The organism is Paenibacillus taiwanensis DSM 18679 (assembly GCF_000425125.1).
In the GTDB taxonomy this organism is placed as follows: Bacteria; Bacillota; Bacilli; order Paenibacillales; family Paenibacillaceae; genus Paenibacillus_B; species Paenibacillus_B taiwanensis.
The window spans coordinates 326,814-351,790 of sequence record NZ_AULE01000023.1; the positions used below are offsets into that span (position 1 = coordinate 326,814).

The window sequence follows — 24,977 nt, forward strand, 5'->3', positions numbered from 1 at the left end:
AGGGAGAGTTATAACAATGGCTAAAAAGACAGCACACATTATATCGCATACCCACTGGGACCGCGAATGGTATATGCCTTATGAGTATCATCATGCACTTCTGATCGAGTTAATGGATACTTTGCTGGAGACGCTTGATCGTGATCCGGACTTCAAAAGCTTCCATTTAGATGGACAAACGATCATACTGGAAGATTACTTCCAAGTAAGACCGGAAATGAAAAACAAAGTCGAGCATTACATCCGTGAGGGACGCATTCAAATTGGACCTTGGTACATTTTGCAAGATGAGTTCCTAACTAGCAGTGAGTCTAACATTCGTAATTTGCAAATTGGTCACCGAGACGCGAAGCAATATGGCGGCTTGATCTCCAAGGTTGGTTATTTCCCAGATTCCTTCGGTAACATGGGACAAGCGCCACAAATTTTGAAACAAGCCAACATTGATGTTGCTGTATTCGGTCGTGGAGTGAAGCCGACGGGCTTTAACAACCAAGTGTCAGAGGACGCTTCTTACGAATCTCCATACTCCGAGATGGTATGGCAATCGCCAGATGGTTCCCGCGTCGTAGGTATACTGTTTGCGAACTGGTATTGCAACGGCATGGAAGTGCCGGTTGACGAGCCGCAAGCACTCGCGTATTGGGAGAAACGAATTCCAGACGCAGAGAAATTTGCTTCTACGAACCATCTGTTGTTTATGAATGGTTGCGACCATCAGCCAATTCAGACAGATTTGTCGAAGGCGATTGAGGTTGCGAAAAAATTGTTCCCTGATACGGACTTTGTTCATTCCAGCTTTAACGAGTATGTGGATGATGTGTTTAAGGAGCTTCCTGAGAACTTGCAAACAGTGGAAGGCGAATTGCGCAGCCAACGTACTGATGGCTGGTATACGCTGGTGAACACGGCTTCTTCCCGTGTATATTTGAAGCAGATGAATGCTGAGAACCAAACGCTGCTGGAGAAAGTAGCTGAGCCGCTGGCGACGATTGCGCACCAAGTAGGCAAGCCTTACCCGCATCACCTGTTTGTGTATGCTTGGAAGACTTTGATGCAGAACCACCCGCATGATAGCATTTGCGGCTGCTCGGTTGACGAAGTTCATCGCGAGATGGTAACTCGTTTTGAAAAATCGAAGCATATGACGGAAATGATTATTAACGAATCTTTGGATGCACTAATGCCTACCATTGATACAAGCGTATTTGAAGGCAAGCAAGCTGTTCCGTTTACGGTATTTAACACAGCGGGTTATAACCGCAACGGTGTAGTTGAAGTTACACTTGAGTTGAAACGCCGTTATTTCAGCGAAGCTCATCCTACCGTGCTGGCTAAAGAAATGAAGGTAGAACCAGTCGAGGCGGGTGCTGTGGTTGACGCAGCTGGAAATGTGCTTGATTGTGAATGGGAAGATGCGGGTGTTATGTTTGGTTATGACTTGCCAAAAGACAAGTTCCGTCAACCATACATGGCACGTATTATCAAAGTACGTGTACAGGCAACGGATGTACCGGCATTTGGTTACCAGACGTTAGCCTGGGTACCAGGTGCAGCGAAGCAAGCAGTGGCTAACTTGGCGACTGAAGACTTTGCACTGGAAAACGAACGTTTAAAAGCTGAAGTGCTTGAGAACGGATCTATTCGTATGATGGACAAACAGACAGGTCATGTATATGAAGGGATTAACGTATACGAAGATGCCGGGGATATCGGTAATGAGTATATGTTCCGTATGCCAGAAGGCTCTACGCCGCTGACGACAGCCGATGTGAAAGCTGAACGTAAAGTGGTTGAGAATTCGCCGTTCCGTGCTGTAATCGAAGTGACACATAACTGGAGCATTCCGGTTTCAGCGGATGAGACGTTACAACAAGAACAAATCGATATCGTGGACTTCCCTACTCGTAAAGCACAGCGCTCAACGGAGATGGTACCGTTCCACATCGTGACTCGTTATACGCTGGATCGCGGCGCAAAACGTGTCGATGTACATGTGACGATGGATAATAAATCAAAGGATCATCGCGTACGCGCGTTGTTCCCGACCGGCTTCCAAGCGGAGACGCATGTAGCCGATTCGATTTTCGAAGTGGCGAGCCGCAACAACGTTCCGGCCAAGGAGTGGAAGAACCCTAGCAATGATCAACATCAGCAAGCATTTGTCAGTGTAAGTGATGGCAAGCTTGGCTTAACAGTTGCTAACAAAGGGCTCTGCGAATATGAAGTATCGCAGGACAACAAAAACACGATTGCAGTTACACTGCTTCGTTCATCGGGGGAGCTTGGTGACTGGGGCTACTTCCCGACACCGGAAGCACAGTGCTTAGGTATCAATACGGCCGAATATGCGATTATTCCGCACGAGGCTGACGTGGTTACATCAGGTGCGTTTGCAGAGGCTTACAGTTTCCCTGTACCATTCCTGACGCGTCAGACGGATGTTCATGTTGGTCAATTCCCAGCCGAGTATGCCTTTATCGCATGGGAAGGCGAGCAAGTGGCGTTCTCCTCACTGAAGATGGCAGAAGAAACTGGCGATATGGTAGCCCGTTGGTACAACATGGCACATGAGCCGCGTAAACTGTCTGTGAAATTGCCTGAACGTGTTCGACGTTTCTATCGTAGTAACGTAATGGAAGTATTAGGCGAGGCACTGTATACAAATAGCTCACAAGAAGTATCCGTTGATCTTGGCGCAGCTGAAATCTTTACAGTAGGCGTCAAAAAACAATAAGAAACGGGCGCAAGCATACCTTTTCTACAACAAGACTGCTCTTGGCGGCGCATAGCTGCTGGGAGCGGTCTTTTTTAGTTGGCCCAACGAGGGGGGACATCTGTCAATAACAGTGGAGGCGCAGGAGTAAAAACCGCAAATTTGTGCAATTTATAGGTGATGCAGTTACAGGTTAAGGAGGAATTTACATGAACAAAATGCGTTCTGCTGTCACAGTGATAAGCTTGCTCATTCTCGGTATGCTGCTGCTCCCCATGTATCCTTTACATGTACAGGCGTTAAATGATACAGGTGCTCATCAGCCTATGCTGGACACGAAGCAAGAACCTTTAACTTTTGTCCTTGTGCATGGGGCATGGGGCGACTCTAGCTACTGGGATAAAACAGCAGCCGAGCTGCGTAAACTGGGGCATACCGTCTATACGCCGAATTTGCCTGGTCATGGCAAAGATACAAACAAGAACGTCACTCACGCTGATTACGTAAAGGCTGTATTGGACCCTATCAAGCGGAATAACTTGCAGAACATCGTCCTTGTAGGTCACAGCTTTGGTGGAACAGTCATCGCCAAAGCAGCAGAGCAAATACCAGATCGCCTGCGGCGTATGATTTTTATGGATGCCTTTGTGGTTAGGGATGGCTACAGTGCAGCAGATGAAGCTCCACTTCAGGTGAAAAAGAACTGGGAAGACATTGCAGCCGCCTCGAAGGACAACACTGTAATGCTTCCATTTCCGGTCTGGCGAGAGACGTTTATGAACAACGCTGACCTAAAGCTTGCCCAAACTGTATACAAGACGGTGACACCGGAGCCAGCAGGTCCTGTATTTGAGAAGCTGAATCTTGCCAAGTTCTATCAACTGACCACTCCACGCAGCTATTTGTATTTCACGGATGACATCGCTCTGCCTCAAGGAGAGCAGTCTGGATGGCATCCACATATGTCAAGCCGCCTCGGCTTGTTCCGGCTCATTACGGCACATGGGGATCATATGACACCGTTTCATACCGATCCGGAACTTGTTGCCCGTAAATTAATCGCAGCAGGGCGCGATTAAATCAAAAAGGTGTGCTTCATCGTAATTGTCTTGTGGCTAAATGAATCCACAGCATATACGAGAAGCACACCACTTTATACATAAAAGAGTGACATAAATGAATAGTGATTATCCAATGATCGTTAATTGCTTCGGATAGGAGGTGAGAACACGTACACCTTCTTTAGTAACGACAACGTCATCCTCGATTCGTACACCGCCTTTTCCTTGGACATAGACTCCAGGCTCAATCGTAAATACATGGCCTGGTTCCAATACTGCTTCATTTTGATCATGAATAGAGGGGTATTCGTGGACGTCGATGCCGAGCCCATGACCGAGACGATGATTAAAATAAGGGCCATAGCCTTTATCCGTAATCACTTGTCTGGCTGTTTGGTCAAGCGAAGCGTAAGTGATGCCTGGTCGCACCGCAGCTATTGCTGCTTCATTGGCAGCCAGCACCGTATTATATATTTCCTTTAGTTCCTCGCTAATCTCTCCAACAGCAAAGGTTCGTGTAATATCAGACGCGTAGCCATTCAAATATACGCCTAAGTCAAACAAGAGTAGATCGCCTGCTTGAATGATACGCTGCCCAGGCACACCATGCGGCAAGGCGGAATTGTCTCCTGCCAGCACCATCGTAGAGAAGGAAGGGCCTTCCGCGCCTTGTTTCTTCATTTCATATTCCAAATCGGCTACTACTTCCGCTTCCGTCATCCCAATCCGAACACGACGAACGACATTGTCAAGCACCGTCTCGATGCAGTCGACTGCGGCTTGCAGCCGTTCAATTTCTTCCTCTGACTTAATGACACGCAACGATTGCAGCACGGCCCCAATATCTACATAATGTGCAGCTTGCACGACAGATTGCAGCGACTCATAACGCTGTACAGTCATGTGGGCTTTTTCCAGGCCAAATGTTGTTACAGTGTCTGGAAGCTGCTGCTTTAAGATGTTATAGGGGTTATCCGTATCCGAATGTGTGGCAATACGTTTGATGGATGATACAGCTGCTGCTTTGTCGGCATCAAGAGCGGGCACTATCAGGACAGGCTCTTGTCCTTTGGCCAACACGATTCCGAGGAAGCGCTCATGTGGATCACAAGCGAAGCCGGTAATATAATAAACATGTTTTGGGTCTGTGACTAAAATTGCGTCCCATTGCTCCGTTTCCATCGTGGCGATCAGTGTATGTAACGTGTGATTCATTGCATTCATCCTTTCTTTCTGAAATGTAACGGATGGCTCTTTTTGTACGATAATTCGAAGATACCATGTTCACTGGCAAAATGCGAATAGCTGAGCGTATGTGAGTAGATGAGTAGGTGATGATAGGAGGATGCGGTTACTTTGGAGTTGTCCATATGTGTTGGGGATGGATACTCATTTAGGGATGCTCACTTTGATGCCGACTTGCTTCTCTTGCGGTTCTCGTTTAATCCTCCTTAGTATCACTATCCCAATAGCTCAGTTTCTGGATAGGAGACAGATGGGAACTTAATACAACAAATCATCATTAGTACAATGATTAATAATGAAAAAAATGATGTGCAAGTGTACAAGGCTAAATAGGACTCAAAACCGTTAGCAGGGGAGAGGAATTTCCAAATGTTTCACGTTCCCCGTGGAACATTTAGGCGTTGTTCCATTTTCATACCAGAATTAAGCCCGATTTATGTGAAACAGTTAACAAAATAAGCGTGAGAGGGATAACTGAGAAATACATAAAAAGCTGCTATAGTGGAGCCATGCTGGCCTTCATGAAGGCGCGCTTGCGACTTCATTTATGTAAGCGATAACAGGACACATGTCCGCGATTTATTTAGCATTCTAGTATACAATAAATAGTCTCAAATCACGGGTGTACACCAAGCTGGCTTATTTTTTAGATTTCACTCTATTAAACGGAGGGATATGTTATATGAAATTCAAACGGATTAATGTCATTGTGATGGATAGTGTTGGTATTGGCGAGTTGCCGGATGCTCCTGACTTCGGAGATACAGGCAGCCATACGCTAGGGCACATTTGTGAGCAAGTGCCAACTATAAAGCTGCCTAATTTGACAGCGTTGGGTCTTGGTAACATTGCGCCTTTATCTGCTGTTCCGGCAGTCGAACATCCACAAGCCAGCTATGGCAAAATGGCTGAAGTATCAGTAGGCAAAGATACGATGACAGGCCATTGGGAGCTGATGGGACTGAAGGTAGAAGTACCGTTCCAAGTGTACCCTGACGGATTTCCGGAACAATTGATTAGCAAGTTTGAAGAGTTGACAGGACGAAAAGTTATCGGAAACAAACCGTCCTCTGGTACCGTCATTCTCGATGAATACGGTGAGGAGCAAATGAAAACAGGGGCATGGATTGTGTATACATCTGCGGACAGTGTCTTCCAACTTGCAGCCCATGAGGATGTTATCCCCTTGGAAGAGTTGTATCGTGCATGCGAAATTGCTCGAGAGCTGACCTTGCACGATCCCTTTATGGTTGGACGTATAATCGCAAGACCATACGTTGGGGAGCCAGGCGCATTTAAACGTACGCCAAACCGCCATGATTATGCGCTGGACCCATTCGGTGATACGGTGCTGACGCATTTGAAAGAGGCAGGCCACGATGTTATATCGGTAGGTAAAATTAATGACATTTTTACAGGTCAAGGAATAACGGCATCTCATCCGACAAAGAGCAATTTGGACGGTATTCAGACGAATATCCGTTTGTTGGAGCAGTCGTTTAACGGATTGCTCTTTACGAATTTGGTTGACTTTGATTCTTTATACGGACACCGTCGTGATCCTCAAGGATACGCAGCATGTCTGGAGGAGTTTGATCAATATATTCCGCAATTGATGGAACGGACAGGTGAAGAGGATCTGCTAATTATTACTGCGGACCACGGTAACGACCCTATACATCCAGGTACCGATCATACGCGTGAGTACGTACCTGTGCTGATCTATAACCCGCTGCTTGCGAAAGAAGCCGCATCTATCGGCACACGCTCGACATTTGCTGATCTAGCAGCGACTATTGCCGACAACTTCGGCGTCAAAGCGCCAAACATTGGCGAAAGCTTCTTGCAGCAGTTGCGTGTACAAAAATAATAAATTCAAAAATAAGCAATACAAATAGATCGAAGATAGAAATTGGGGGAAATCAACTTTATGAGTACAATTCAGGAACAAGCTATTCACAGCATTCGTACATTAGGAATTGATGCGATAGAGAAATCCAAATCGGGCCATCCAGGTATCGTTATGGGTGCAGCGCCGATGGCTTATACGTTGTGGACAAAACATTTGCAAGTGAACCCGCAGGCGCCACAATGGTTTAACCGGGATCGTTTTGTGTTATCCGCTGGACACGGTTCTATGCTTTTGTATTCACTGCTTCACCTTTCAGGTTTTGATCTGTCTATTGACGATCTTAAGGCGTTCCGTCAAGATGGCTCCAAAACTCCAGGTCATCCTGAATTCGGGCATACGGCTGGTGTAGACGCGACTACAGGCCCGCTTGGCCAAGGTGTAGCTATGGCGGTTGGTATGGCGCTTGCTGAACAGCATCTTGCAGCGAAGTACAACCGCGATCAATTATCGATCGTGGACCACTACACCTATGTTATATGCGGTGATGGCGATTTGATGGAAGGCGTATCAGCGGAAGCAAGCTCATTTGCAGGCCATCAACAATTGGGCAAGCTTATTATGATGTATGATTCCAACGATATTTGCTTGGATGGCGATTTGTCTGAAGCGTATTCCGAACAAACACGTCAGCGCTATGAAGCATACGGTTGGCAGACGATTCTCGTTGAGAACGGCAACGATGTTCATGCGCTAAATGCTGCTATTGAGGAAGCGAAGCGCGACACGAAACGTCCAACGCTGATCGAAGTGAAGACGGTAATCGGATTCGGCTCTCCGAGCAAGGCAGGGACAAATGCGGTTCATGGAGCTCCTCTTGGTGCTGAAGAAGCGGCGTTAACGAAGGCTGCTTATAACTGGACAGAAGAGCCGTTTGTAATACCACAAGACGTGTACGCACACTATGCAGACCATGTGGCAGCACGTGGACAAGCAGCAATGGCAGCTTGGACAACGATGATGGAGCAATACGAAGCGGCTCACCCTGAACTGTACAGTGAATTGCAGATGGCGATCCAGTCTGAGCTTCCAGCAGATGCTTTTGACAACCTTCCAACACATGAAGCAGGCTATCAGCAAGCGACTCGCAACTCGAGTCATGATGCCATTAACGCGATTGCGTCTAAAGTGAATTACTTCCTTGGCGGCTCTGCTGACTTGGCTCATTCCAATATGACTACGATAAAAGGGGAAGGATTGCTGACACCAGCAGAACCAGGCAACCGTAACGTACAGTATGGTGTACGTGAGTTCGCGATGGGCGCGATGCTGAACGGAATGGCGGTTCACAAAGGTTTGCGTGTATTTGGAAGCACCTTCTTTGTGTTTAGCGATTATTTAAAAGCGGCTATGCGCTTATCCTCATTGATGAGTGTGCCAGTGACCTACGTCATGACACATGATAGTATTGCGGTTGGTGAAGATGGTCCTACACATGAGCCAATCGAACAGTTGGCTGGCTTGCGTGCCCTGCCGAACATGAACGTAATTCGCCCTGCGGACGCACGCGAGACACAAGGGGCTTGGAAGCTGGCGATGCAGTCTAAGAGTACACCTACTTCAATCGTATTGACACGTCAGCCATTAGAAGTGATGGAAACGTCGAGCTTGGATCTGGTAAGTCGCGGTGCTTACGTTATTGGAGCCGAATCCAAACGTCTTGATGCGATTTTGATTGCTTCTGGGTCCGAGGTGAACTTGGCCATGCAAGCAAAAGATGCATTGATTGTAGAAGGAATTGATGTACGTGTAGTTAGTATGCCTTCTCAAGAACTGTTTGATGCACAATCTGCTGAATATAAAGAGTCTGTGTTGCCTAATCATTGCAGAGCTCGTCTTGCTATCGAAATGGGTGCAACCTTTGGCTGGCACAAATACGTCGGACTGGATGGCGATGTGCTTGGAATCGATACGTTCGGCGCATCTGCCCCTGCATCGGTATTGCTTCCGCAATATGGCTTTACAGCAGACAACGTTAAAGAAAAGGTCGTTCGCTTGCTGAAAAAGTAAGTTGTACTTGCCGAATTGTCAAGAAGGATACAGGTAGTTAGCACTTATTTTAGGTTGTAGTCTATATCTAGTACTCGAATAAATATAAAGATAGACCGCTCTTCTTATCTTGAACAGGTAAGAGGAGCGGTCTATTTATGGTGCAGAAGGGCTACCTTAATGGACGCGGGATACGAGTAATCCGCTTGTTAAGGCATCAAGCGTCGGCTTAATACTAGCCGTCTCCAAATTAGCCTTTGAAGATACGAAGTAGCGGAATTCATAGAAGCCGCCAAGCGTAGCTTTAAAGTTGGTTTCCCAATAGTTGGTCATCAGCCACGCATAAGTTTCCGGCTTCGCATCTGCGGGCTGTTGGGAATGGACAAGTCGGCGACCATACTCCAGTGATCCCCATTGTATGAGGGGGGTATCAGGTGTTGCCAGCAGCAGGGTGTTGGATGCATCCTGCCAAGCGATGCCCTCTTGAATACATGAGTAATCGAGACAAGTGCCTGGCAGTTGATCGAGCCAAGGGCGTACCAGTGCGCCTGCCTTGTCGGCATATACGGTGTCTTCCGCTGCGTTACCGCTCGTAAATGGCAGCGCCACATAGACGTTTTCGGGATTCCAGACGCTATCTTTGTGCAGCCTTATAGAGACATCGACACGATTGGAACAAGCATGTACTTTAAGGAACAGCGCATAATAGCTCATACCCTCCACCTTGTAAAGTAGTTCAACAGTTGCATATAGCGGTCCATTTTCCAAGGTGCGTACCCGCACTAATTGCCCAATGGATCGCTTCACATTTATCCCTTTGCGGTTTCGTCCCATCTGGCTTCGAACAGCCCAGACTTGTGCAGGATCTATGTCATTGACGGGTGGAGTTACCTCGTAAATAGGTGTAAAAGCATTGTAATTCCGGTCTGAGCGCAGCATTTCTTGCTCAATCTCTTTGTTGTACCACGATACAATTCCAGTGCCTTCTTGCCACGTTATTCGAGTATAGGGAGATTCAACTCCATGCTGTGTGACGTGGATAGGGTGCGCTGCGTCTGCTGCTGTTACTTGCTTGAACATATCCTCCATGTCATACACTCGATCACTACCTATTAAGCGAGTATTGGTTGTCATTACTCCAACAGGCTTGCTGCTGCCCTGTTTAGCCCGCAACGTTAACGTACATTGTTCCTGCGCTTGCAGCTCGATGTCTACAATAATGGACTGTTGGTGTGGAGCCTGATGCGGCAATATGTTGCCCGTTGTCTCGCAAACGACCTCCAGACCGTGCGGGAAATGAGCAGGTTCCCACCCGTCCAACTGCAATGTGATCGTATCTCTTGCTGTCGTATCCGCCAGATTGACGACACGATAGCGGTAAGGACGATTGGGGGACAGCGTTGACGTCCCTTGAGCTAGAAGCGCTTTATCCAGCGCACGGTAAGCTAAGCGACTAGCTTCAGCTGCGTTAGTTTGCTTACGGACTTCAAGCAGTTGGACATTCGGATGCCAAGGTTCATAAATGGACGAATGATAACCCCAAGTATGCTCGGCGTACATAATAAGTGCCTGCTCTGCTGCTCCAATCTCTTGCTCGGTAACTGCTGAACGGTCAGGGTCGAGACGTTTAACTTTGCGCAGTGTTCTTTGCGCGTCCCGGTATATTTGTGTGTGCATGGCAGTAGAGCTGACACCATCTGACCACCAATCAGGCCAATCCCCGCGATGCACGGGCAATTGGGTTAAGTTCTCCTGCTTCAAGCGAGCGAAGAAGGCGGATAACGTTGTCATTTCGATGCGAATACAATCGCCGAATTGTGCATTCCATTCCGAGATCCAATCGGCTATCGCAGCGTTAGGGGCTCCATTATCCGTTGCCAATCCTGATAACATTACAGGTACGAAGGAGAACGGATATTGTTCGGCTTCAAGCTGACAAACGTAACGATGCAGGCGGATACGGGCCAATTGGTCATGTGTAGTTTTATTTTCATAGAGTTGATGCTGAAATTCATCCTGTATCATATATTTGCCTAGCGCATCCGGACAAAGACCAAGCTCATTGCCAAACATGTAATGCTCGCCGTTCCATACGAGCAGCTTATCGCCTGAAGCAGTTTCCCACCAGAACGGCTGCTGCTTGCGGCCAAGCGCATACATTCCGTGGTGCGTATGAATACAGGAAAATAAGTGCTCGATCCCGTTATCGAGCAGGCTTTGTGCGTAACCCCAGCTGTATCCATTGATATCAGCTGTCATGGCACTATCAATGGTGTGCCCAATGGATGCAGCATATGTTTGGGCCTTGCTGTGAAGGCGCTGCAACAAGTCATAATCAGGCAGTTCTGTCATGTTTAAATAAGTGCCGGAGAGCTCGATGTCTCCGCGTAATACGGCATCAGCAAAGTTTTGCTGTTCTGCCGGTGATGCTTCTTCTAGGAAGCGCTCAACGGCCCAGAACGTTTCGCAGGTCCAACGGAAACCTGTCCACCCTGGCTTGCTGCCATCATGGGCGGCAGTAACGACTCGAAGGGCTTGGCGAATAAAGTCGATATGATATTGTTCGATTTTTTCTTGGCGCTCAGTATAACCAATATCGGTATGCGAATGATGAATGGCGTATATTGTCCACGGGCGTGATGGTTGCTCAATAGCTGTTTGTTTCACTTGTTGTTGTAAATCCATAATAAATGCTCCTTTACATCTAGGATTAGTTTAAATTTGTACGGTAGTATGAGGTAACGAGTAGATCAGTGAATCTGAAAGTGTTCTTATTTGAGTCAAATTGAGTCAAAAGTTTGCGTCTGTCTTATGGGACGTCTATCGGAATAAAAGTTCTATTCCCTCAAATACATGCTCCATCAGGTCACCTTGATGTGTAACGACCGGAGCAGGATTGCCAAGGCTGACTTCCAAATAGGGCAGCCAGAGGTCGCAGCTCTTGGCAATCTGCCCGCCTAACACGAGGCGGTCCGGTTTAAACCGCGCCGTATACGGCGCAAGCATGCGGCCGAGGTGGAATCCGTACTCGGCCCATGCATCAGCAGCGCGCTTGTCGCCTACACGGGCTGCTAATGCAAGCTCTTGCACATCCTGCTGCGGATGGCGGCGTGCGCCATATATGTCGGCAAGCGCGATCAAGCCGCGTCGGCCGAACTGCTCGTCAACCGCGGCATGGCGATAGCGCTCTGCGTACAGCATGCCGCTTGGTGGCACTCCGTCGCGGCCTTCCACCAGCTTGCCGTGGTCGACAAAGCCTGAACCTAGCCCCGTGCCAAGTGTTAGGCAGATTAGCCGCTCGGACGGGTATAGGCGGCTTACGCCTAGCGCAAACAGCGAGGCATCGTTCGCAAAGCGGATGTCCGCCTCGGCCAACCTTCGCACCCACGCTTGTGCCGTTCGTAAAGAAGCGCGTCGTCGCAGTTCGCGTTGCAGCAGCTCGCCAACGTTCATCCCGTACAGGCGCTCATACTTGCTTACCCCTTGCAGCAGGGCGACACCGTTCTCGTAATCGAACGGGCCGGGGAAGGCAAAGCCGATACGGACCTTATAACTGGGCGTCGTGGGCCGTACCGGGGCTGCTGCACGTATCATGCCGCGAGCCCTGATGTGCTCGGTATGCTCAACAGTTGTGTAGGGTCTAGCAGCATCAGCCCTTTTGTTTGTTGGGGTAATGGCTTTCTGGCGTGCGCTAAAGGGAGTTCGGTCGGCAATGGCAACGCCAACCTCATCCTGTGTAGAGCGGGCTCGTGAGGGATGGCGTGCCGCCTCATACGCCCCGAGCAATTCCATGCATACATTGGCGAAATTTGCGATTATAACGTGTGTTTCTCGCTCAGAGCAGGAAGGCTGTACGATGCGCAAATGAGGCAGCAAGCGGCCATCTTCGAGCAAGGCCGCCTTTAGTGTTGTGCCTCCTGCATCCAGAGCAAGCGTGACTGTGCGTACAGGCGCGGCGTGACGCAAGGGCGCAGTCATTTGCGTGCCTCCTTGCCATCATGCCAGCCGTGAGGCAGCAGCGGTGTACGCCAGCTTGGAGCCACCTGTGCACGGATGAGCGTACATGGCGCTCCGCCTACATTTTCCAACCGATAACGACCGATGCTAGCTGGCACAATGTAAGCCTCGGCGTACCCCCACTCTACAGCCTTCGAGACTTCTGCTTCCGGTATTAGACGGACACGTTCGCCTTCTACGAGATTTAGCATCACAAATGCATCTTCCGTGTTGTCATTCCATGTGTCGACGAGTTTCAGCCGCCGTACCTGAAACAGCAAATCGTCACGTTCGGCGAGCAGCTCTTCTACATTGGCCCCTTGTGTACGGTGTACGACAGGCTTAGCAATTAACTCTTGACGTACCATCGCCGTATCGATGCTATCGTCAATATTGCAGGCGGCGTGCTCGCGGTTAATGGGCCTAGGCAAGCCATCCTTGTCCAACCGCAAATAATCATATATTTTAAACGTGAACCACCACGTTGTTGATGAAATCTCCAGTACGAAGTTGTCCCGACCTGAGCTATGCACAGCGCCTGGCGGGATCAGGAACAGATCCCCTTTTGTAGCAGACCACTCATTAACGTAATCACTTAGCATAAGCGGTACCTGAGCAGCATGAGCTGCATCTACGCCAGTCAGCAGTTGCTTTCCTGTGACCCCCTCTTTTAGGCCAAGCGTAACTGTTGGAGTGGAGCCAGACTTTTGTTCCATCACATAATAGGATTCCTGCTGTGTCATCGTCTCGTTAAATTCAGACGCTGCGTAATGTTGCTGCGGATGAACTTGTAAGGACAAGCGATCACCATCGATGGTATCCAAATAGTTAAATCGAATCGGGAAATAGTCACCAAACAGCTCCACATTTCGTTTCCCCAATATAGCTAAGGCTTCTGCTTGGAGCAGAAGTGTGAACGGTACTTCAATAGTATAGTCACCATACCCGAGCAGCAGCGTGTTTTCCGGTGCAATCGGCTCAAAGCTCCATGCGCAATTGGACCATTCACTTGGCAGGCTGCACAGCTCTTTTAAATATTGTCCACCCCATATACCGGGGGCAAAAAACGGTTTTACTCTAAACGGCTGTCGTGCAGCCTCGTTTAGCATCGCTGACAGCATGGGGACAGGGACGGAAATGGGGGCTGCGGGATTATTCATATCTACATAAATATGAAATGCAGCAACATATTCTTTGCGGTATCGCTCCCATACCGGCCACTCCAAAAATAGAGCTTCCTTGTAGGTAGTGACGGAGTCTCCTGAGCTGTCGATACCGAGACTTCCCATCCCTTGCTGATGCAACAGCTGTTGATTTTCACGGGATAAATCCAGATAGCAGGCCAAGTTGGACGTTGCAGTTGCCTTTTCAGTTGCTGCTATATTCGATGCCGAAAAGGGTGCTGAAGTCACATCCGCAGTTGCTGTCACTGCGGTCATCCCCGTTGCTGACGCTGCATTTTCTTCTGCCTGTAGCCAATAAGCACCTGGACCGTAAATGACAAGCAGCTTATCAAGGCCAAAATGAGCTGCCTGATGTGTTAGTGTATTCAGGTTCGTGTGTTCCACTGAATTCACTGCACCATCACCGTAAATTGCTAATCTGGCATCTACATCTGACTGCCATTCGGTGCGGGCGGTATCGCGGAAATAATGATGAACGTGAACGTCTGAAGCCATATATCCAAAAGCGCGGTTGTCAGTCAAATAAGGCATGAACTGTTGTTTTAGTTGAGCGGAGCTCTTCATATAGTCGTACGTACAAAACGTAAACATAGAAATGCCGCGGTGTGAACTAGCCTCTTGCAGGACATGTATCGCCGCTTCAAAATCTGCCCCATGAGTACCATCTATTATGATGGTGCGGCAGCTTGTACGATTCGTATTTTCCTTGTCACTTAATTGCTTGGCCTCGTCATCCTTGTATGCGATTGGTGCCAAGAAGGGATGTTCCCAATTTAAGGCCCACTGGACTATAAATTCGGCCCATTCCTGATAATCTACCGTAATGCATTTTGATTTGTTATCGGTAACGGATTTATTTGTAGCTGTTTTATTAAACTGTTTCTGTTGTTCATCTTGTTCACTTTGTTCACGTTGCTGACTGACCAAATTATACGAGTTAAGGTGTACAACGTTAATCGGATACGTTTGAAAGGGACGTGCTGATAATGATCCTGTATAGGTTGCTGCTGGCACTATGAACGCCTCCATTTCCGCCAAGCGCATGTTGTTATGCTCTTATTGTAAACAGCGGATAAAGAGGCGTATTTACACAAACAAGTACGCCTTTTGTACAATCAGGACATCTTTAGGTTGAGGTGGATTTTGGTGGTGATGTTGGAAAGTGCTGAGAGCCTGATCTTCCCTCTGTGAACTGGACACGTCGAAAGCGGGCAGGAGCCACGCCAAGCTTACGCGTAAACACCCTTGTAAAATAGTGTACGGATTCAAATCCGCAGCGAGAGGCGATGTCTTTGATCGCTAGTTCCTCCCGCAGCAGCATTTCGGCTGCCAATTGCACACGCCGCTCTTGTATATAATGGACAAAGGTTTGATTCAGCTCTTGTGCAAACAGTCTCGTCAAATGGCGAGAGGAAATGTGTAAATGATGAGCAACCAGTTGGAGCGACAAGTTTTCACTTATGTTGTCATCAATAAATAGCTTGGCTTGGCGAAAAAGAGGATTGCCATCTTCTTTGCCCTCTGTTGTTACGCTCAGCGTATCTGTATCGCCGCCATGAAGCGGGAGCAGTGAGATCAGAAGTGTTAACGCGGTATGATGTACGGCAAGTGCAGGGAACGATGATGGCTCCGTGAACATGGAAATGATAGTCGACCACAAATGGGCTGTCGGCCTCACCATAGTATCTTGTAAGACGGGAACCCCCTCTTCAGCTAAATGGCGGAAAGCTTGAACATAAGAGGAAGTGCTTCCTTCTTCAATCACCTCAAATGCTGTATAACAGAGCGCCATCCCATGTTCGCTGCATATTTGATGCCATTTTCCCGGCCGAGATAAAAAAGCCGTACCCGTCAGCAGTTCATATTCGCGGCCTTCTTCCATATATATACCTTGTCCCTCCATAACATAACAGGCTTCAAAGAAGGAATGGCGGTGTGGCGTATTGTCATAATGTTCCGGCATAAATCCCCAATAAAGGACTTTTAACTGGAGTCCAGGTCCGGTTAGCTGCATAGCGGTTCGATTCAAAATCGTATTAGCTCGCTTAAACGCGGAGACGGTCTGCAAATCCATAATAGCACCTGCCTTTTAATTGCTTGATGCACATTTTAGTGAGCATAGCTTAGCTTCTATTGTATCGTTATTATGATGTTGCGTGAAAGGGGAGAGGCATTGTTCTTGAAGTGTAGAAGCGGTTCCATTTCGTCTTATAGGGTGTCATTTGTAAACTGCCATTTGTCAAATTTGCTTCGATTGTTTACCAGTAATTTAATGGATTAATAGCAATTAAACAGGTAAAGTTTGATGACTAGTCTGGGCGAGACGGAATAGGAATGGACAAGATGAAGCAAGCTGTAGAGAGGCTTACACCTGTAATGATATCGTTTTAGTGGTGAACCTTTATCACTTTGAGAACAGTATAATCTAAAGTTGATCTGGGATTCACAGCAATGTCACACCGGAGGCATAATGTCTGCAAATTGTCACAGTTTTCCCTCTTTACATATGGGAAAATGGAAGTGCAAGGAAGAAAAAAGGATTTACTTTACGGAGGGGAAGGACGATGCTAACGACGACGGAACAGCCAGCCCACTGGAATGAACAGACCGTTGAAAGATTGGAAACTCGGAAAGCTGCTTATCAACTATTGGTCGATTTTCTAGGAGAACAACCGACGCTTGAAGTGATTGTGTCTTGGCAGAATCATCCGGAACTATCTCGATTGTCTGAAATATCCGAGGGAGCTCGCCTGCTGTGCGAACGGTTGAAGTCGATGTCGCTGAGCGAGTTGTATGCGGTATTCTCTTCGATGCGCGACGAGTACGTGCGATTGTTCAGCCGGGGTGGCGAATTGCCAGTTACCCCATGCGAGTCCATGTATCGCGCTTCAGAACAGATGTTGCCGAAGTCCTACGCCCAAGAAGTACGCGAGACTTACGCCGATTTTAGTCTGTATTTTAAGAAGATGCATGGCGAACCCGATGATCATATCGCAATCGAATTGGAATTTATGGCCGTTATCATTGAGAAGATGTTGAACACCGTTATGACAGCAGAGCGTTATGATCGTTACATGAATGGACAACGCGAATTTGTTAGAGAGCATTTGCAGCGTTGGGCCGCTCGTTTCGGGGAAGATCTGGAACAGCATTCGAAGCATCCTGTATATGTTGCCGTTGGTATTATGCTACAGGATTTCTTGGCGAAAGAAGCCGCTTGGGCTGCCAACTAGCAGACTAGCTTGGCATGAAGGACAACTCTGTGCGTCGCTTTGTAAGTGACGCATGCACATACAAGAAGACGGGTCCCGTTATGAAGGGAACCCGTCTTCTTTGTTATTTCATTCTTAGCCTAATGAAGCTATGGCTATACATAAAAGCTTACATGGGCCTGCATAAACCTATAAGAGCTATAAGATCTATGAGAGCTGAGTGTTAGTGATAACTCAAATCAACATACTAAGCGATCAATTTTAAGCCAACTACAGAACCTACAATTAACGCAATACAGCCTACTCTGATGACAGATTTCTGTTCTCCAAAGACAAACATGCCAAGCAGCGTGCTGCCTGCTGTTCCGATACCCGTCCAGATGGCGTAAGCAGTACCCATAGAGATGCTCTCCATCGCATAGGACAGCAGGGTAAAGCTAACACCAAAAGTTAACGCCATGTACACATAAGAAGACCAGTGAGGGTTCGTGGTCGCACGCTTAATGGCAAGTACACCAGCGACTTCACATAGACCCGCCACGATTAGGGCGATCCAAGCCATTAGACCTCACTCTCCTTTGTCTGTGACGTGGTGACCAATTTCAAACCGATGACTCCGGCTGCTAATGTGGCGATAAATAACAATTTTAATACGTTCACAGGCTCTCCAAACACAAGCATCTCCGTTAATACAGTACCAGCGGTACCTAACCCTGTAAATACCGCATACACCGTACCAAGCGGCAAATGTTTGGCAGCCTCAATTAACACTTTAAAGCTGATCATAATCGCAATAATTGTTATGAGCCATTCCCACCAGAAGGTGGAATGCTTTAACCCCGTCACCCAAACGACTTCAATGACACCAGCGAGGATGACAAGTAGCCAATGTTTATTGTTGTTCATGATGGATGCCCTCCTTTACAATCACAGGTTAGTCCTCTCCAAAACAAGACCCAGGACGCTTCCAGCTTGCGGTCAAAGCGTTCAGGTCCTCCATACAGCAGCTCTACAAACAAGCCATCGAGAATACACATAAATGCTGTTGCAGCCTGTTCGGGATGCACTGCTCCGATTTCTCCCGTGCGTATACCTTGAGCCATGAGCGGTACAAGGCCGCTTTCAAGGCGATCAAGAAATGCATACAACTGTCCCATTACTTGCTCATGGAGAGAAGCAGGTGGAAAAAACGACATCCGCAGCATAAATTTCAATTCGGGTTTCATTTCGTAACTTTCTTTATACAACGTGAGCACCTGTTTTAACTGATCATGAAGTAAAGTTTGCTCATGCCTGCGTAAAAGAGCACCTACGTAATCCAATTCCTGCTGAAACACGCCTTGCAAGACGTGCAGAAACAAATCTTCCTTGCTCTTATAATGTGCATAAATAGAAGGTTTCTTAATCCCAACCTCTTCAGCGATCTTAGCCATAGAAGCCCCGTCATAGCCGTATTCGGCAAAGTGGGCTAAAGCGACTTGATGAATACGATTAGCTGTTACCATCGTTACCTCCAAATCAATACGTAATATCGAAAAACCTTCCTAACGTTCGGTAGTTATTATTTCACAGGATGAAGGACGTGTCAATGCTGGGAACGTCAAAATGATAAAGGTATAGCAATTAAATCGTTCATTGGGCATAATGAAAGCACAGCATACATATATTTTCAGCGCTTCGAGGCTCATTTATTCGAACTCGCGGCTGGCGGGTACGTAATATGGAAATGGGTTAGTTCGGGGAGGAGGTACACGATGAGGAGAACGTTTCAAGTCATTATTTTTATAATCATGCTGCTTACGCTCGGTTATTATGTAAACGATACATTTGGCAAGACGATTGCCTGGGCGCTCAGCCTGCTGACCACATTGGCGGTTATTACGTTGGTTATTACTATTTTTATGGAAAATCGTCATCCTTCTAGCACGGTGGCATGGATACTGATGCTTGCGCTCGTACCTGTTGTCGGGTTCTTTTTTTATTTGTTGTTCGGTCAAAATTATCGCAAACGAAGAAAGTACTCTCAAAAAGCAAAACGGGATAAACATAGCTACGGCTTTCTCGATAAAGAGCAAATGGCCAAACACCCGCGATATGCAGAATTTACGCCTGATCAGCGTCTCATGCTGCAACTAACGAATCGTATGAGCAAAAGTCCTGTTACATTTTCTTCTCATACAGAGGTGCTAACGAATGGCGAGGAGACGTTTGCTTCGCTTATTACACAACTAAAACAAGCGCGTCATCACATTCATATGGAGTATTACATTTATAGAGATGATGAAATTGGCCGTGAAATCAAGCAAATATTGATGGAAAAGGCGAGGCAAGGTGTGGAAGTTCGCTTTATGTACGATGCGGTAGGCAGTTTATATTTGAAGAAGCCGTTTGTTGAGGAAATGCGTCGTGCTGGAGTTGAAGTTGCTGCATTTGGCCCTGTGAAGCTCCGTGTTTTCTCCAGTAAAGTGAATTATCGCAATCATCGTAAAATTGTCATTGTAGATGGAAACGTCGGTTTTATTGGTGGGCTCAACGTTGGTGATGAGTATTTAAGCCGCAGCAAAACGTATGGGTTTTGGCGCGATACGCATATGATCGTAAGAGGAGAAGCGGTGCAAGCGCTGCAAGTCATCTTTCTTCAGGATTGGCGACATATGACAGAGCAGCATATAACAGGATCGCAGTATTTTGTGGCGTGCTCTTCTGGTGTTAAGGAGCAAGGTGCCGTTCAAATAATTGCTAGTGGACCTGATCAGGAATTTCAGACGATGAAAAATGTATTTTTCTCGATGCTGACGTCTGCCAAACGGTCGATCTGGATAGCAACGCCTTATTTTATACCGGATGAAGATATTTTTACGGCTCTTAAAGTAGCTGCCCTGTCTGGCATCGAAGTAAAGCTGCTATTTCCTAGCAAGCCTGATAAGTGGCTTCCTTTTTTAGCGTCCCATTCTTACTTTTCGGGATTAATCGAAGCCGGGGTACGTATATATGAATATGAAAAGGGTTTCCTGCACTCTAAACTTATTATTGTTGATGGTGAGCTGGCTACGATTGGTACAACTAATATGGATATGCGCAGCTTCTACTTGAATTTTGAAGTAAATGCGTTGTTGCTGCGTACCGAGAGTGTTCAGCGCTTGGTAAGTGACTTTGAACGTGATTTGCAGTCAGCGACGCGAATACGAGAAGAACAATTTTTACACAGACGTATGGCCACACGATTTTTGGAATCGGTGGCCCGCTTGTTCTCGCCGCTCTTATAGCGGCGGGAAATGGCCCCAATAAAGATCCATACAGTATAGATTGACGGATGGTAATCTTTGTGGCATCATAAGAGATAATTATTTGTGAGAACGATTATCATCTTCGGTTAGTGTTATTAACGTATGGACCTACGCTCTGTTGTAGAAGTTAGTTCTAATGAATGCGAATTTAGGTTATCGATTATAGCTGTCAATTATAGCATTTAAGTATACTGGCGTTTAAGCGCAAGGAGGCACGACAATGGGAGTATTGCAGACGCAGTCGTTAACGTTGTCTTACGGGGATACCAACATAATAGAAGATTTATCCGTACAAATTCCAGAAGGTAAGATTACGGTGCTTATCGGAAGCAATGGTTGCGGCAAGTCTACACTGCTCCGCTCGCTTGCTCGGCTTATGAAGCCTAACCAAGGCTCTGTACTGCTGGATGGACGTGACATTCACCAGTCGGTCACAAAGGAAGTTGCACGCAAGATGGCTATTTTGCCGCAAGGACCAGTTGCACCGGAAGGGTTAACTGTACATCAACTGGTTAAGCAGGGACGATATCCTTACCAGACATGGCTGAAGCAATGGTCTGAAGAGGATGAGAGGCTTGTAAACTATGCGCTTAAGGTAACCAATATGGAGCCTTTTGCAGACCGTTCTGTTGATGCGCTTTCTGGCGGACAACGTCAGCGCGCCTGGATCGCGATGACGCTGGCTCAAAACACGGACATTATTTTGTTGGATGAGCCGACTACATATTTGGACATGAGTCACCAGATCGAGATTCTTGATCTGTTGTATGAATTGAATCGCAAGGAAGGTCGTACGATTGCGATGGTTCTGCATGACTTGAACTTGGCTTGTCGTTATGCGGATCACATTATTGCTGTGCGTGATAAAGGGATTTATAATCAAGGCGCGCCAGAACGTATTTTGACACCTCAGTTGGTAAAAGATGTATTTCATATGGAGTGTGTAATCTGTTCGGACCCTCTATTTGGCACACCGATGTGTGTACCACGAGGCAAAGGAAGAATGTGTCCTGCGAATTGTGAATTGTTGGAACAATGTGATGCTCCACAATTGGTAGGCGCTGTATAAGGAAAGATGACGTAACATGGGTACAATGAAGCCATCTCCTGCATCCTGGTATGCAAGATGGCTTTTTTTGCTGTGAACAGGCGTTTATTTATTGACAACCTGTTAATTAACACGTACGCTTTTCTTGAAAATGTCTTTGGTAAGAGGACAATATCTGCATACAATAATGTAATTAGCTGTACTCGGGTTATTCAAATGGAGGAGGAACGGTATGAAGTACCGCAGTGTCTTTGACATTATTGGTCCGATTATGGTTGGCCCTTCGAGCTCCCATACGGCGGGAGCAGCGAAGATCGGTAGATTGGCACGCAGCATCTTCGGGCGTCAGCCCCGACAAGTTCACATTTCATTGTATGGGTCGTTTGCCGAAACGTTTAAAGGGCATGCAACAGACGTCGCTTTAATAGCTGGTTTATTGGATTATGATACCAATGACCCGCGTTTGCCTGAGGCCCCGAAATACGCAGAGGAGGCTGGTGTCGAAGTTCACATTACGACAGAAGAAGCCGTTCCAGAGCATCCGAACACGGCGCGTATCTTGATGAAGGACGATCAGGACGAGATGGAGGTTGTAGGTATCTCGATTGGCGGCGGCAAGGTCGAAATTTGTGAGCTAAATGGATTCCAGTTGAATTTGTCTGGTCAAAGCCCGGCAATACTGGTCGTGAACCATGACCGCTTCGGTGTCATCGCAGGTGTAACAAACATATTAAGCCAGCAACAAGTGAACATTGGCAATATGAAAGTGTCTCGGAAGGAAAAAGGGAAGATGGCGCTAATGGTCATTGAAACGGATGAAATGATGAACGAAGTGATTATAGATGAAATCCGCAAGCTTTCAGGTGTGAGTCGAGTGCTGCGCATGGAGGATTAAAGAAATCTGTTGCTCATATGAGCAACAGACTTGATTTATGGTTGAAATGGTTCATGCGGTTCAGGTTCAAAAAGTAGGTATATACACGTGTAACCGTAAACCGCAAATAATCGAATGAACTAATGAAAAAGGAGGTAGCGCTTACATGTTTCGTAACGTAGCTGAATTAGTTGCCTTGGCTGAAGAGCGATCTTGTTCCATTGCCGATATTATGATCGAGCAAGAAGTAAGGGTGTCAGGTCGCAGCATCGAGCAGGTCCGTGAGCAGATGGGTCGCAATTTGGATGTGATGGAGCAGGCAGTGGAACGTGGATTAAACGGCGTACGGTCCCATTCGGGATTGACGGGTGGCGACGCGGTTAAAATGCATCACTATATTTCGAGCGGCAACGGTTTGAGTGGACATACCATTTTAGACGCTGTCAGCAAGGCCGTTGCAACCAATGAAGTTAACGCAGCAATGGGCCTCATTTGCGCAACTCCGACTGCGGGTTCGGCGGGTGTCGTGCCTGGCGTATTATTTGCGCTGCGTGACAAGCTGAACCCTACGCGCGAGCAGATGATCGACTTTTTGTTCACATCGGGTGCCTTTGGCATGGTAGTGGCGAACAACGCGTCGATCAGCGGCGCAGCTGGCGGCTGCCAAGCCGAGGTCGGCTCTGCCGCAGGCATGGCCGCGGCAGCAATTGTGGCGCTTGCTGGCGGCACACCACAGCAGTCCGCGACGGGCATGGCCATTGCGCTTAAGAACTTGCTCGGCCTCGTCTGTGACCCGGTTGCGGGTCTCGTCGAGGTGCCATGCGTAAAGCGCAACGCAATGGGGGCGGCTGTGGCTATGGTTGCCGCAGATATGTCACTTGCGGGTATTACGAGCACGATCCCCTGCGACGAAGTGATCGAGGCGATGTTCCGCATCGGGCAGACGATGCCGACTGCGCTGCGGGAGACTGCGTTAGGCGGTCTTGCTGCAACACCTACAGGCAAGCGGCTAAAGCAGGAGATATTTGGCGATGGAGATTCCCGCTAGACATAAATAACGGTAAAATAACCTTTGTTATGTTCAATTGAACATTAGACAAAGGTTATTTTATTAGTATAGTCGAAGTAGGTTATATCATTTATTACAATTTTGATTAGTTCCGTTTACAACTACAGTTCATGTTCGTTACTATAGATCAGGTGTGGATTGCACATAATACACCTTGATGATTAGTGAAGTAACTCATAAACTAGGTTTCGTGAGCAAATAGAAAGTATAGAACCTCGAAAGGGGCAGCAACTTGATATGTCCAATTTGGATCTACATAGAAGACAGGGAAATGAGCAGGAAAGTGTAACCGCGCAGCGCAAAGCGGAGCATGTGCGCATTTGCTTAGAAGAGCAAGTAAATGGTGTGGGGATCACGACAGGACTTGAACACTATCGGTTTGTCCATCAGGCATTGCCTGAGATCAACTTTCATGATATTAGCATTCGTACAGAGTGGTTAGGCAAATCGATGGCTGCTCCATTTCTGATCAGCTCGATGACAGGTGGTAGTCACGGGACGGGTGCAATCAATCGCCGTCTTGCGGCTGCTGCGGAAGCCAGAGGCTGGGCTATGGGCGTGGGCTCTGTACGGGCGGCGGTTGAAGATGAGACAGTCGCTGACACGTTCCGATTACGTGACGTGGCACCGTCCATTCCACTGCTGGCCAACATTGGTGCTGTGCAGCTTAACATGGGAATGGGTATTGATCATTGCCGGCGCGCAGTCGACATTGTAGAGGCGGATGCACTTGTCCTGCATCTGAATGCGATGCAGGAAGTATTTCAGCCAGAGGGAGATGTTAACTTCTCCCGCCTGCTGCCTAAGATTGAAGCGCTGTGCAGTCAATTGGGTGTGCCAGTCGGTGTCAAGGAAGTGGGATGGGGCATAGCGGCTGACACAGCTTGCCAGCTTGCAGAAGCTGGCGTATCCTTTATCGACGTGGCCGGAGCGGGAGGAACGTCCTGGAGTCAGGTAGAAAAGCTGCGTTCAACAGCAGGTGTGCGTCGTCGTGCAGCTGAGGCGTTTGCAGATTGGGGCATCCCGACGGCAGATAGTATCATTCAAGTACGCGAGGCACTGCCAGGTATGGCACTTGTGGCCAGTGGAGGGCTGCATCATGGCGTAGACGCTGCCAAAGCGTTAGCCTTAGGCGCAAACCTTGCTGGTTATGGCCGCTCGCTGCTAACGTCGGCTGTTCATACAGATGAAGCTGTTTATGAGATGCTTGAACAGGTCGAACTGGAGCTCAAAATTGCTATGTTTGGTATTGGTGCTGCATCGTTAGGTGAACTGCGAGGGACAAGCAGATTAACTAAAGAGGGATGACTGCACCAAATAGTAGCTTTGTTTTGTATGTTGCAACTTAAAAATTGCTGTGGCTGCTTTGTCTCAGGCGTTGTGTGTA

The 24,977-nt window shown here is 47.6% G+C and carries 19 protein-coding genes; 11 read left to right on the plus strand and 8 right to left on the minus strand.

Annotation, left to right across the window (positions count from 1 at the left end; genetic code table 11):
- The first annotated feature begins 16 nt into the window (after window positions 1-16).
- Window positions 17-2,737: an alpha-mannosidase gene (locus H509_RS0103645; RefSeq protein WP_028543869.1), complete on the plus strand. Its 2,721-nt coding sequence runs from the start codon at window positions 17-19 to the stop codon at window positions 2,735-2,737.
- A gap of 305 nt (window positions 2,738-3,042) precedes the next feature.
- A complete protein-coding gene (locus tag H509_RS0103650; protein ID WP_084159072.1) occupies window positions 3,043-3,795 on the plus strand; it encodes an alpha/beta hydrolase in 753 nt (250 codons plus the stop codon).
- A 108-nt stretch (window positions 3,796-3,903) separates the two neighbouring features.
- Here the strand turns inward: H509_RS0103650 and H509_RS0103655 are convergent, their stop codons facing one another.
- Window positions 3,904-4,992, minus strand: coding sequence for a M24 family metallopeptidase (locus tag H509_RS0103655; protein WP_028543871.1), 1,089 nt, complete (start codon window positions 4,990-4,992; stop codon window positions 3,904-3,906).
- 712 nt (window positions 4,993-5,704) lie between these two features.
- On the opposite strand from H509_RS0103655, the gene deoB reads away from it, so the two are divergent.
- Both deoB and tkt read left to right on the plus strand, forming a co-directional pair.
- The gene (deoB, locus tag H509_RS0103660; protein ID WP_028543872.1) at window positions 5,705-6,892 is read left to right on the plus strand and encodes a phosphopentomutase; all 1,188 of its coding nucleotides are present in this window, start codon (window positions 5,705-5,707) and stop codon (window positions 6,890-6,892) included.
- A gap of 60 nt (window positions 6,893-6,952) precedes the next feature.
- Window positions 6,953-8,941, plus strand: coding sequence for a transketolase (tkt, locus tag H509_RS0103665; RefSeq protein WP_036696015.1), 1,989 nt, complete (start codon window positions 6,953-6,955; stop codon window positions 8,939-8,941).
- 156 nt (window positions 8,942-9,097) lie between these two features.
- On the opposite strand, the gene H509_RS0103670 is transcribed toward tkt, so the two are convergent.
- Window positions 9,098-11,605, minus strand: coding sequence for a glycoside hydrolase family 38 N-terminal domain-containing protein (locus H509_RS0103670; protein WP_028543874.1), 2,508 nt, complete (start codon window positions 11,603-11,605; stop codon window positions 9,098-9,100).
- A gap of 135 nt (window positions 11,606-11,740) precedes the next feature.
- Window positions 11,741-12,304: an ROK family protein gene (locus H509_RS26620; protein WP_245595976.1), complete on the minus strand. Its 564-nt coding sequence runs from the start codon at window positions 12,302-12,304 to the stop codon at window positions 11,741-11,743.
- An 8-nt stretch (window positions 12,305-12,312) separates the two neighbouring features.
- Between H509_RS26620 and H509_RS28310 the strand changes: the two genes are divergently transcribed.
- Window positions 12,313-12,528 carry a hypothetical protein gene (locus H509_RS28310; protein WP_245595977.1) on the plus strand — a complete coding sequence of 72 codons (216 nt, stop codon included), beginning with the start codon at window positions 12,313-12,315 and terminating at the stop codon, window positions 12,526-12,528.
- Window positions 12,529-12,894: 366 nt separating this feature from the next.
- On the opposite strand, the gene H509_RS24200 is transcribed toward H509_RS28310, so the two are convergent.
- Window positions 12,895-15,114 carry a class I mannose-6-phosphate isomerase gene (locus tag H509_RS24200; RefSeq protein WP_169450842.1) on the minus strand — a complete coding sequence of 740 codons (2,220 nt, stop codon included), beginning with the start codon at window positions 15,112-15,114 and terminating at the stop codon, window positions 12,895-12,897.
- A 112-nt stretch (window positions 15,115-15,226) separates the two neighbouring features.
- Window positions 15,227-16,174, minus strand: coding sequence for an AraC family transcriptional regulator (locus H509_RS24205; protein WP_051286794.1), 948 nt, complete (start codon window positions 16,172-16,174; stop codon window positions 15,227-15,229).
- A 490-nt stretch (window positions 16,175-16,664) separates the two neighbouring features.
- On the opposite strand from H509_RS24205, the gene H509_RS0103690 reads away from it, so the two are divergent.
- Entirely contained in the window at window positions 16,665-17,333 is a 669-nt protein-coding gene (locus H509_RS0103690; RefSeq protein ID WP_028543876.1) for a TorD/DmsD family molecular chaperone, read from the plus strand.
- A gap of 226 nt (window positions 17,334-17,559) precedes the next feature.
- Here H509_RS0103690 and H509_RS0103695 read toward each other — a convergent pair whose 3' ends face one another.
- From H509_RS0103695 to H509_RS0103705, 3 genes are read right to left on the minus strand one after another with little or no spacing between them, the layout of a single operon-like run.
- Window positions 17,560-17,874, minus strand: a complete 315-nt coding sequence (locus H509_RS0103695; protein WP_028543877.1) for a DMT family transporter — start codon at window positions 17,872-17,874, stop codon at window positions 17,560-17,562.
- Window positions 17,874-18,218, minus strand: coding sequence for a DMT family transporter (locus H509_RS0103700; RefSeq protein WP_036696018.1), 345 nt, complete (start codon window positions 18,216-18,218; stop codon window positions 17,874-17,876). The genes H509_RS0103695 and H509_RS0103700 overlap by 1 nt, the downstream gene beginning before the upstream one ends.
- Entirely contained in the window at window positions 18,215-18,817 is a 603-nt protein-coding gene (locus H509_RS0103705; protein ID WP_036696020.1) for a TetR/AcrR family transcriptional regulator, read from the minus strand. The genes H509_RS0103700 and H509_RS0103705 overlap by 4 nt, the downstream gene beginning before the upstream one ends.
- 249 nt (window positions 18,818-19,066) lie before the next feature.
- Between H509_RS0103705 and cls the strand changes: the two genes are divergently transcribed.
- The 5 genes from cls (at window position 19,067) to fni (ending at window position 24,898) form a co-directional block, all read left to right on the plus strand.
- Window positions 19,067-20,578: a cardiolipin synthase gene (gene cls / locus H509_RS0103710; protein WP_028543880.1), complete on the plus strand. Its 1,512-nt coding sequence runs from the start codon at window positions 19,067-19,069 to the stop codon at window positions 20,576-20,578.
- A 241-nt stretch (window positions 20,579-20,819) separates the two neighbouring features.
- Complete coding sequence (locus H509_RS0103715; RefSeq protein ID WP_028543881.1) at window positions 20,820-21,668, plus strand: ABC transporter ATP-binding protein; 849 nt, start codon at window positions 20,820-20,822, stop codon at window positions 21,666-21,668.
- A gap of 211 nt (window positions 21,669-21,879) precedes the next feature.
- Window positions 21,880-22,542, plus strand: coding sequence for an L-serine ammonia-lyase, iron-sulfur-dependent subunit beta (gene sdaAB, locus H509_RS0103720; RefSeq protein ID WP_028543882.1), 663 nt, complete (start codon window positions 21,880-21,882; stop codon window positions 22,540-22,542).
- A gap of 145 nt (window positions 22,543-22,687) precedes the next feature.
- A complete protein-coding gene (gene sdaAA, locus H509_RS0103725) occupies window positions 22,688-23,569 on the plus strand; it encodes an L-serine ammonia-lyase, iron-sulfur-dependent, subunit alpha (protein WP_028543883.1) in 882 nt (293 codons plus the stop codon).
- A gap of 258 nt (window positions 23,570-23,827) precedes the next feature.
- Complete coding sequence (fni, locus tag H509_RS0103730) at window positions 23,828-24,898, plus strand: type 2 isopentenyl-diphosphate Delta-isomerase (RefSeq protein WP_036696024.1); 1,071 nt, start codon at window positions 23,828-23,830, stop codon at window positions 24,896-24,898.
- Window positions 24,899-24,977 lie beyond the last annotated feature (79 nt).

Excerpts from the sequence above, each read along its gene's own strand:
- H509_RS0103645 (WP_028543869.1), top strand. The coding sequence starts at position 17 with ATGGCTAAAAAGACAGCACACATTATATCGCATACCCACTGGGACCGC.
- H509_RS0103650 (WP_084159072.1), top strand. The coding sequence starts at position 3,043 with ATGCTGGACACGAAGCAAGAACCTTTAACTTTTGTCCTTGTGCATGGG.
- H509_RS0103655 (WP_028543871.1), bottom strand. The coding sequence starts at position 4,992 with ATGAATCACACGTTACATACACTGATCGCCACGATGGAAACGGAGCAA.
- deoB (WP_028543872.1), top strand. The coding sequence starts at position 5,705 with ATGAAATTCAAACGGATTAATGTCATTGTGATGGATAGTGTTGGTATT.
- tkt (WP_036696015.1), top strand. The coding sequence starts at position 6,953 with ATGAGTACAATTCAGGAACAAGCTATTCACAGCATTCGTACATTAGGA.
- H509_RS0103670 (WP_028543874.1), bottom strand. The coding sequence starts at position 11,605 with ATGGATTTACAACAACAAGTGAAACAAACAGCTATTGAGCAACCATCA.
- H509_RS24205 (WP_051286794.1), bottom strand. The coding sequence starts at position 16,174 with ATGGATTTGCAGACCGTCTCCGCGTTTAAGCGAGCTAATACGATTTTG.
- H509_RS0103690 (WP_028543876.1), top strand. The coding sequence starts at position 16,665 with ATGCTAACGACGACGGAACAGCCAGCCCACTGGAATGAACAGACCGTT.
- H509_RS0103695 (WP_028543877.1), bottom strand. The coding sequence starts at position 17,874 with ATGGCTTGGATCGCCCTAATCGTGGCGGGTCTATGTGAAGTCGCTGGT.
- H509_RS0103700 (WP_036696018.1), bottom strand. The coding sequence starts at position 18,218 with ATGAACAACAATAAACATTGGCTACTTGTCATCCTCGCTGGTGTCATT.
- H509_RS0103705 (WP_036696020.1), bottom strand. The coding sequence starts at position 18,817 with ATGGTAACAGCTAATCGTATTCATCAAGTCGCTTTAGCCCACTTTGCC.
- cls (WP_028543880.1), top strand. The coding sequence starts at position 19,067 with ATGAGGAGAACGTTTCAAGTCATTATTTTTATAATCATGCTGCTTACG.
- H509_RS0103715 (WP_028543881.1), top strand. The coding sequence starts at position 20,820 with ATGGGAGTATTGCAGACGCAGTCGTTAACGTTGTCTTACGGGGATACC.
- sdaAB (WP_028543882.1), top strand. The coding sequence starts at position 21,880 with ATGAAGTACCGCAGTGTCTTTGACATTATTGGTCCGATTATGGTTGGC.
- sdaAA (WP_028543883.1), top strand. The coding sequence starts at position 22,688 with ATGTTTCGTAACGTAGCTGAATTAGTTGCCTTGGCTGAAGAGCGATCT.
- fni (WP_036696024.1), top strand. The coding sequence starts at position 23,828 with ATGTCCAATTTGGATCTACATAGAAGACAGGGAAATGAGCAGGAAAGT.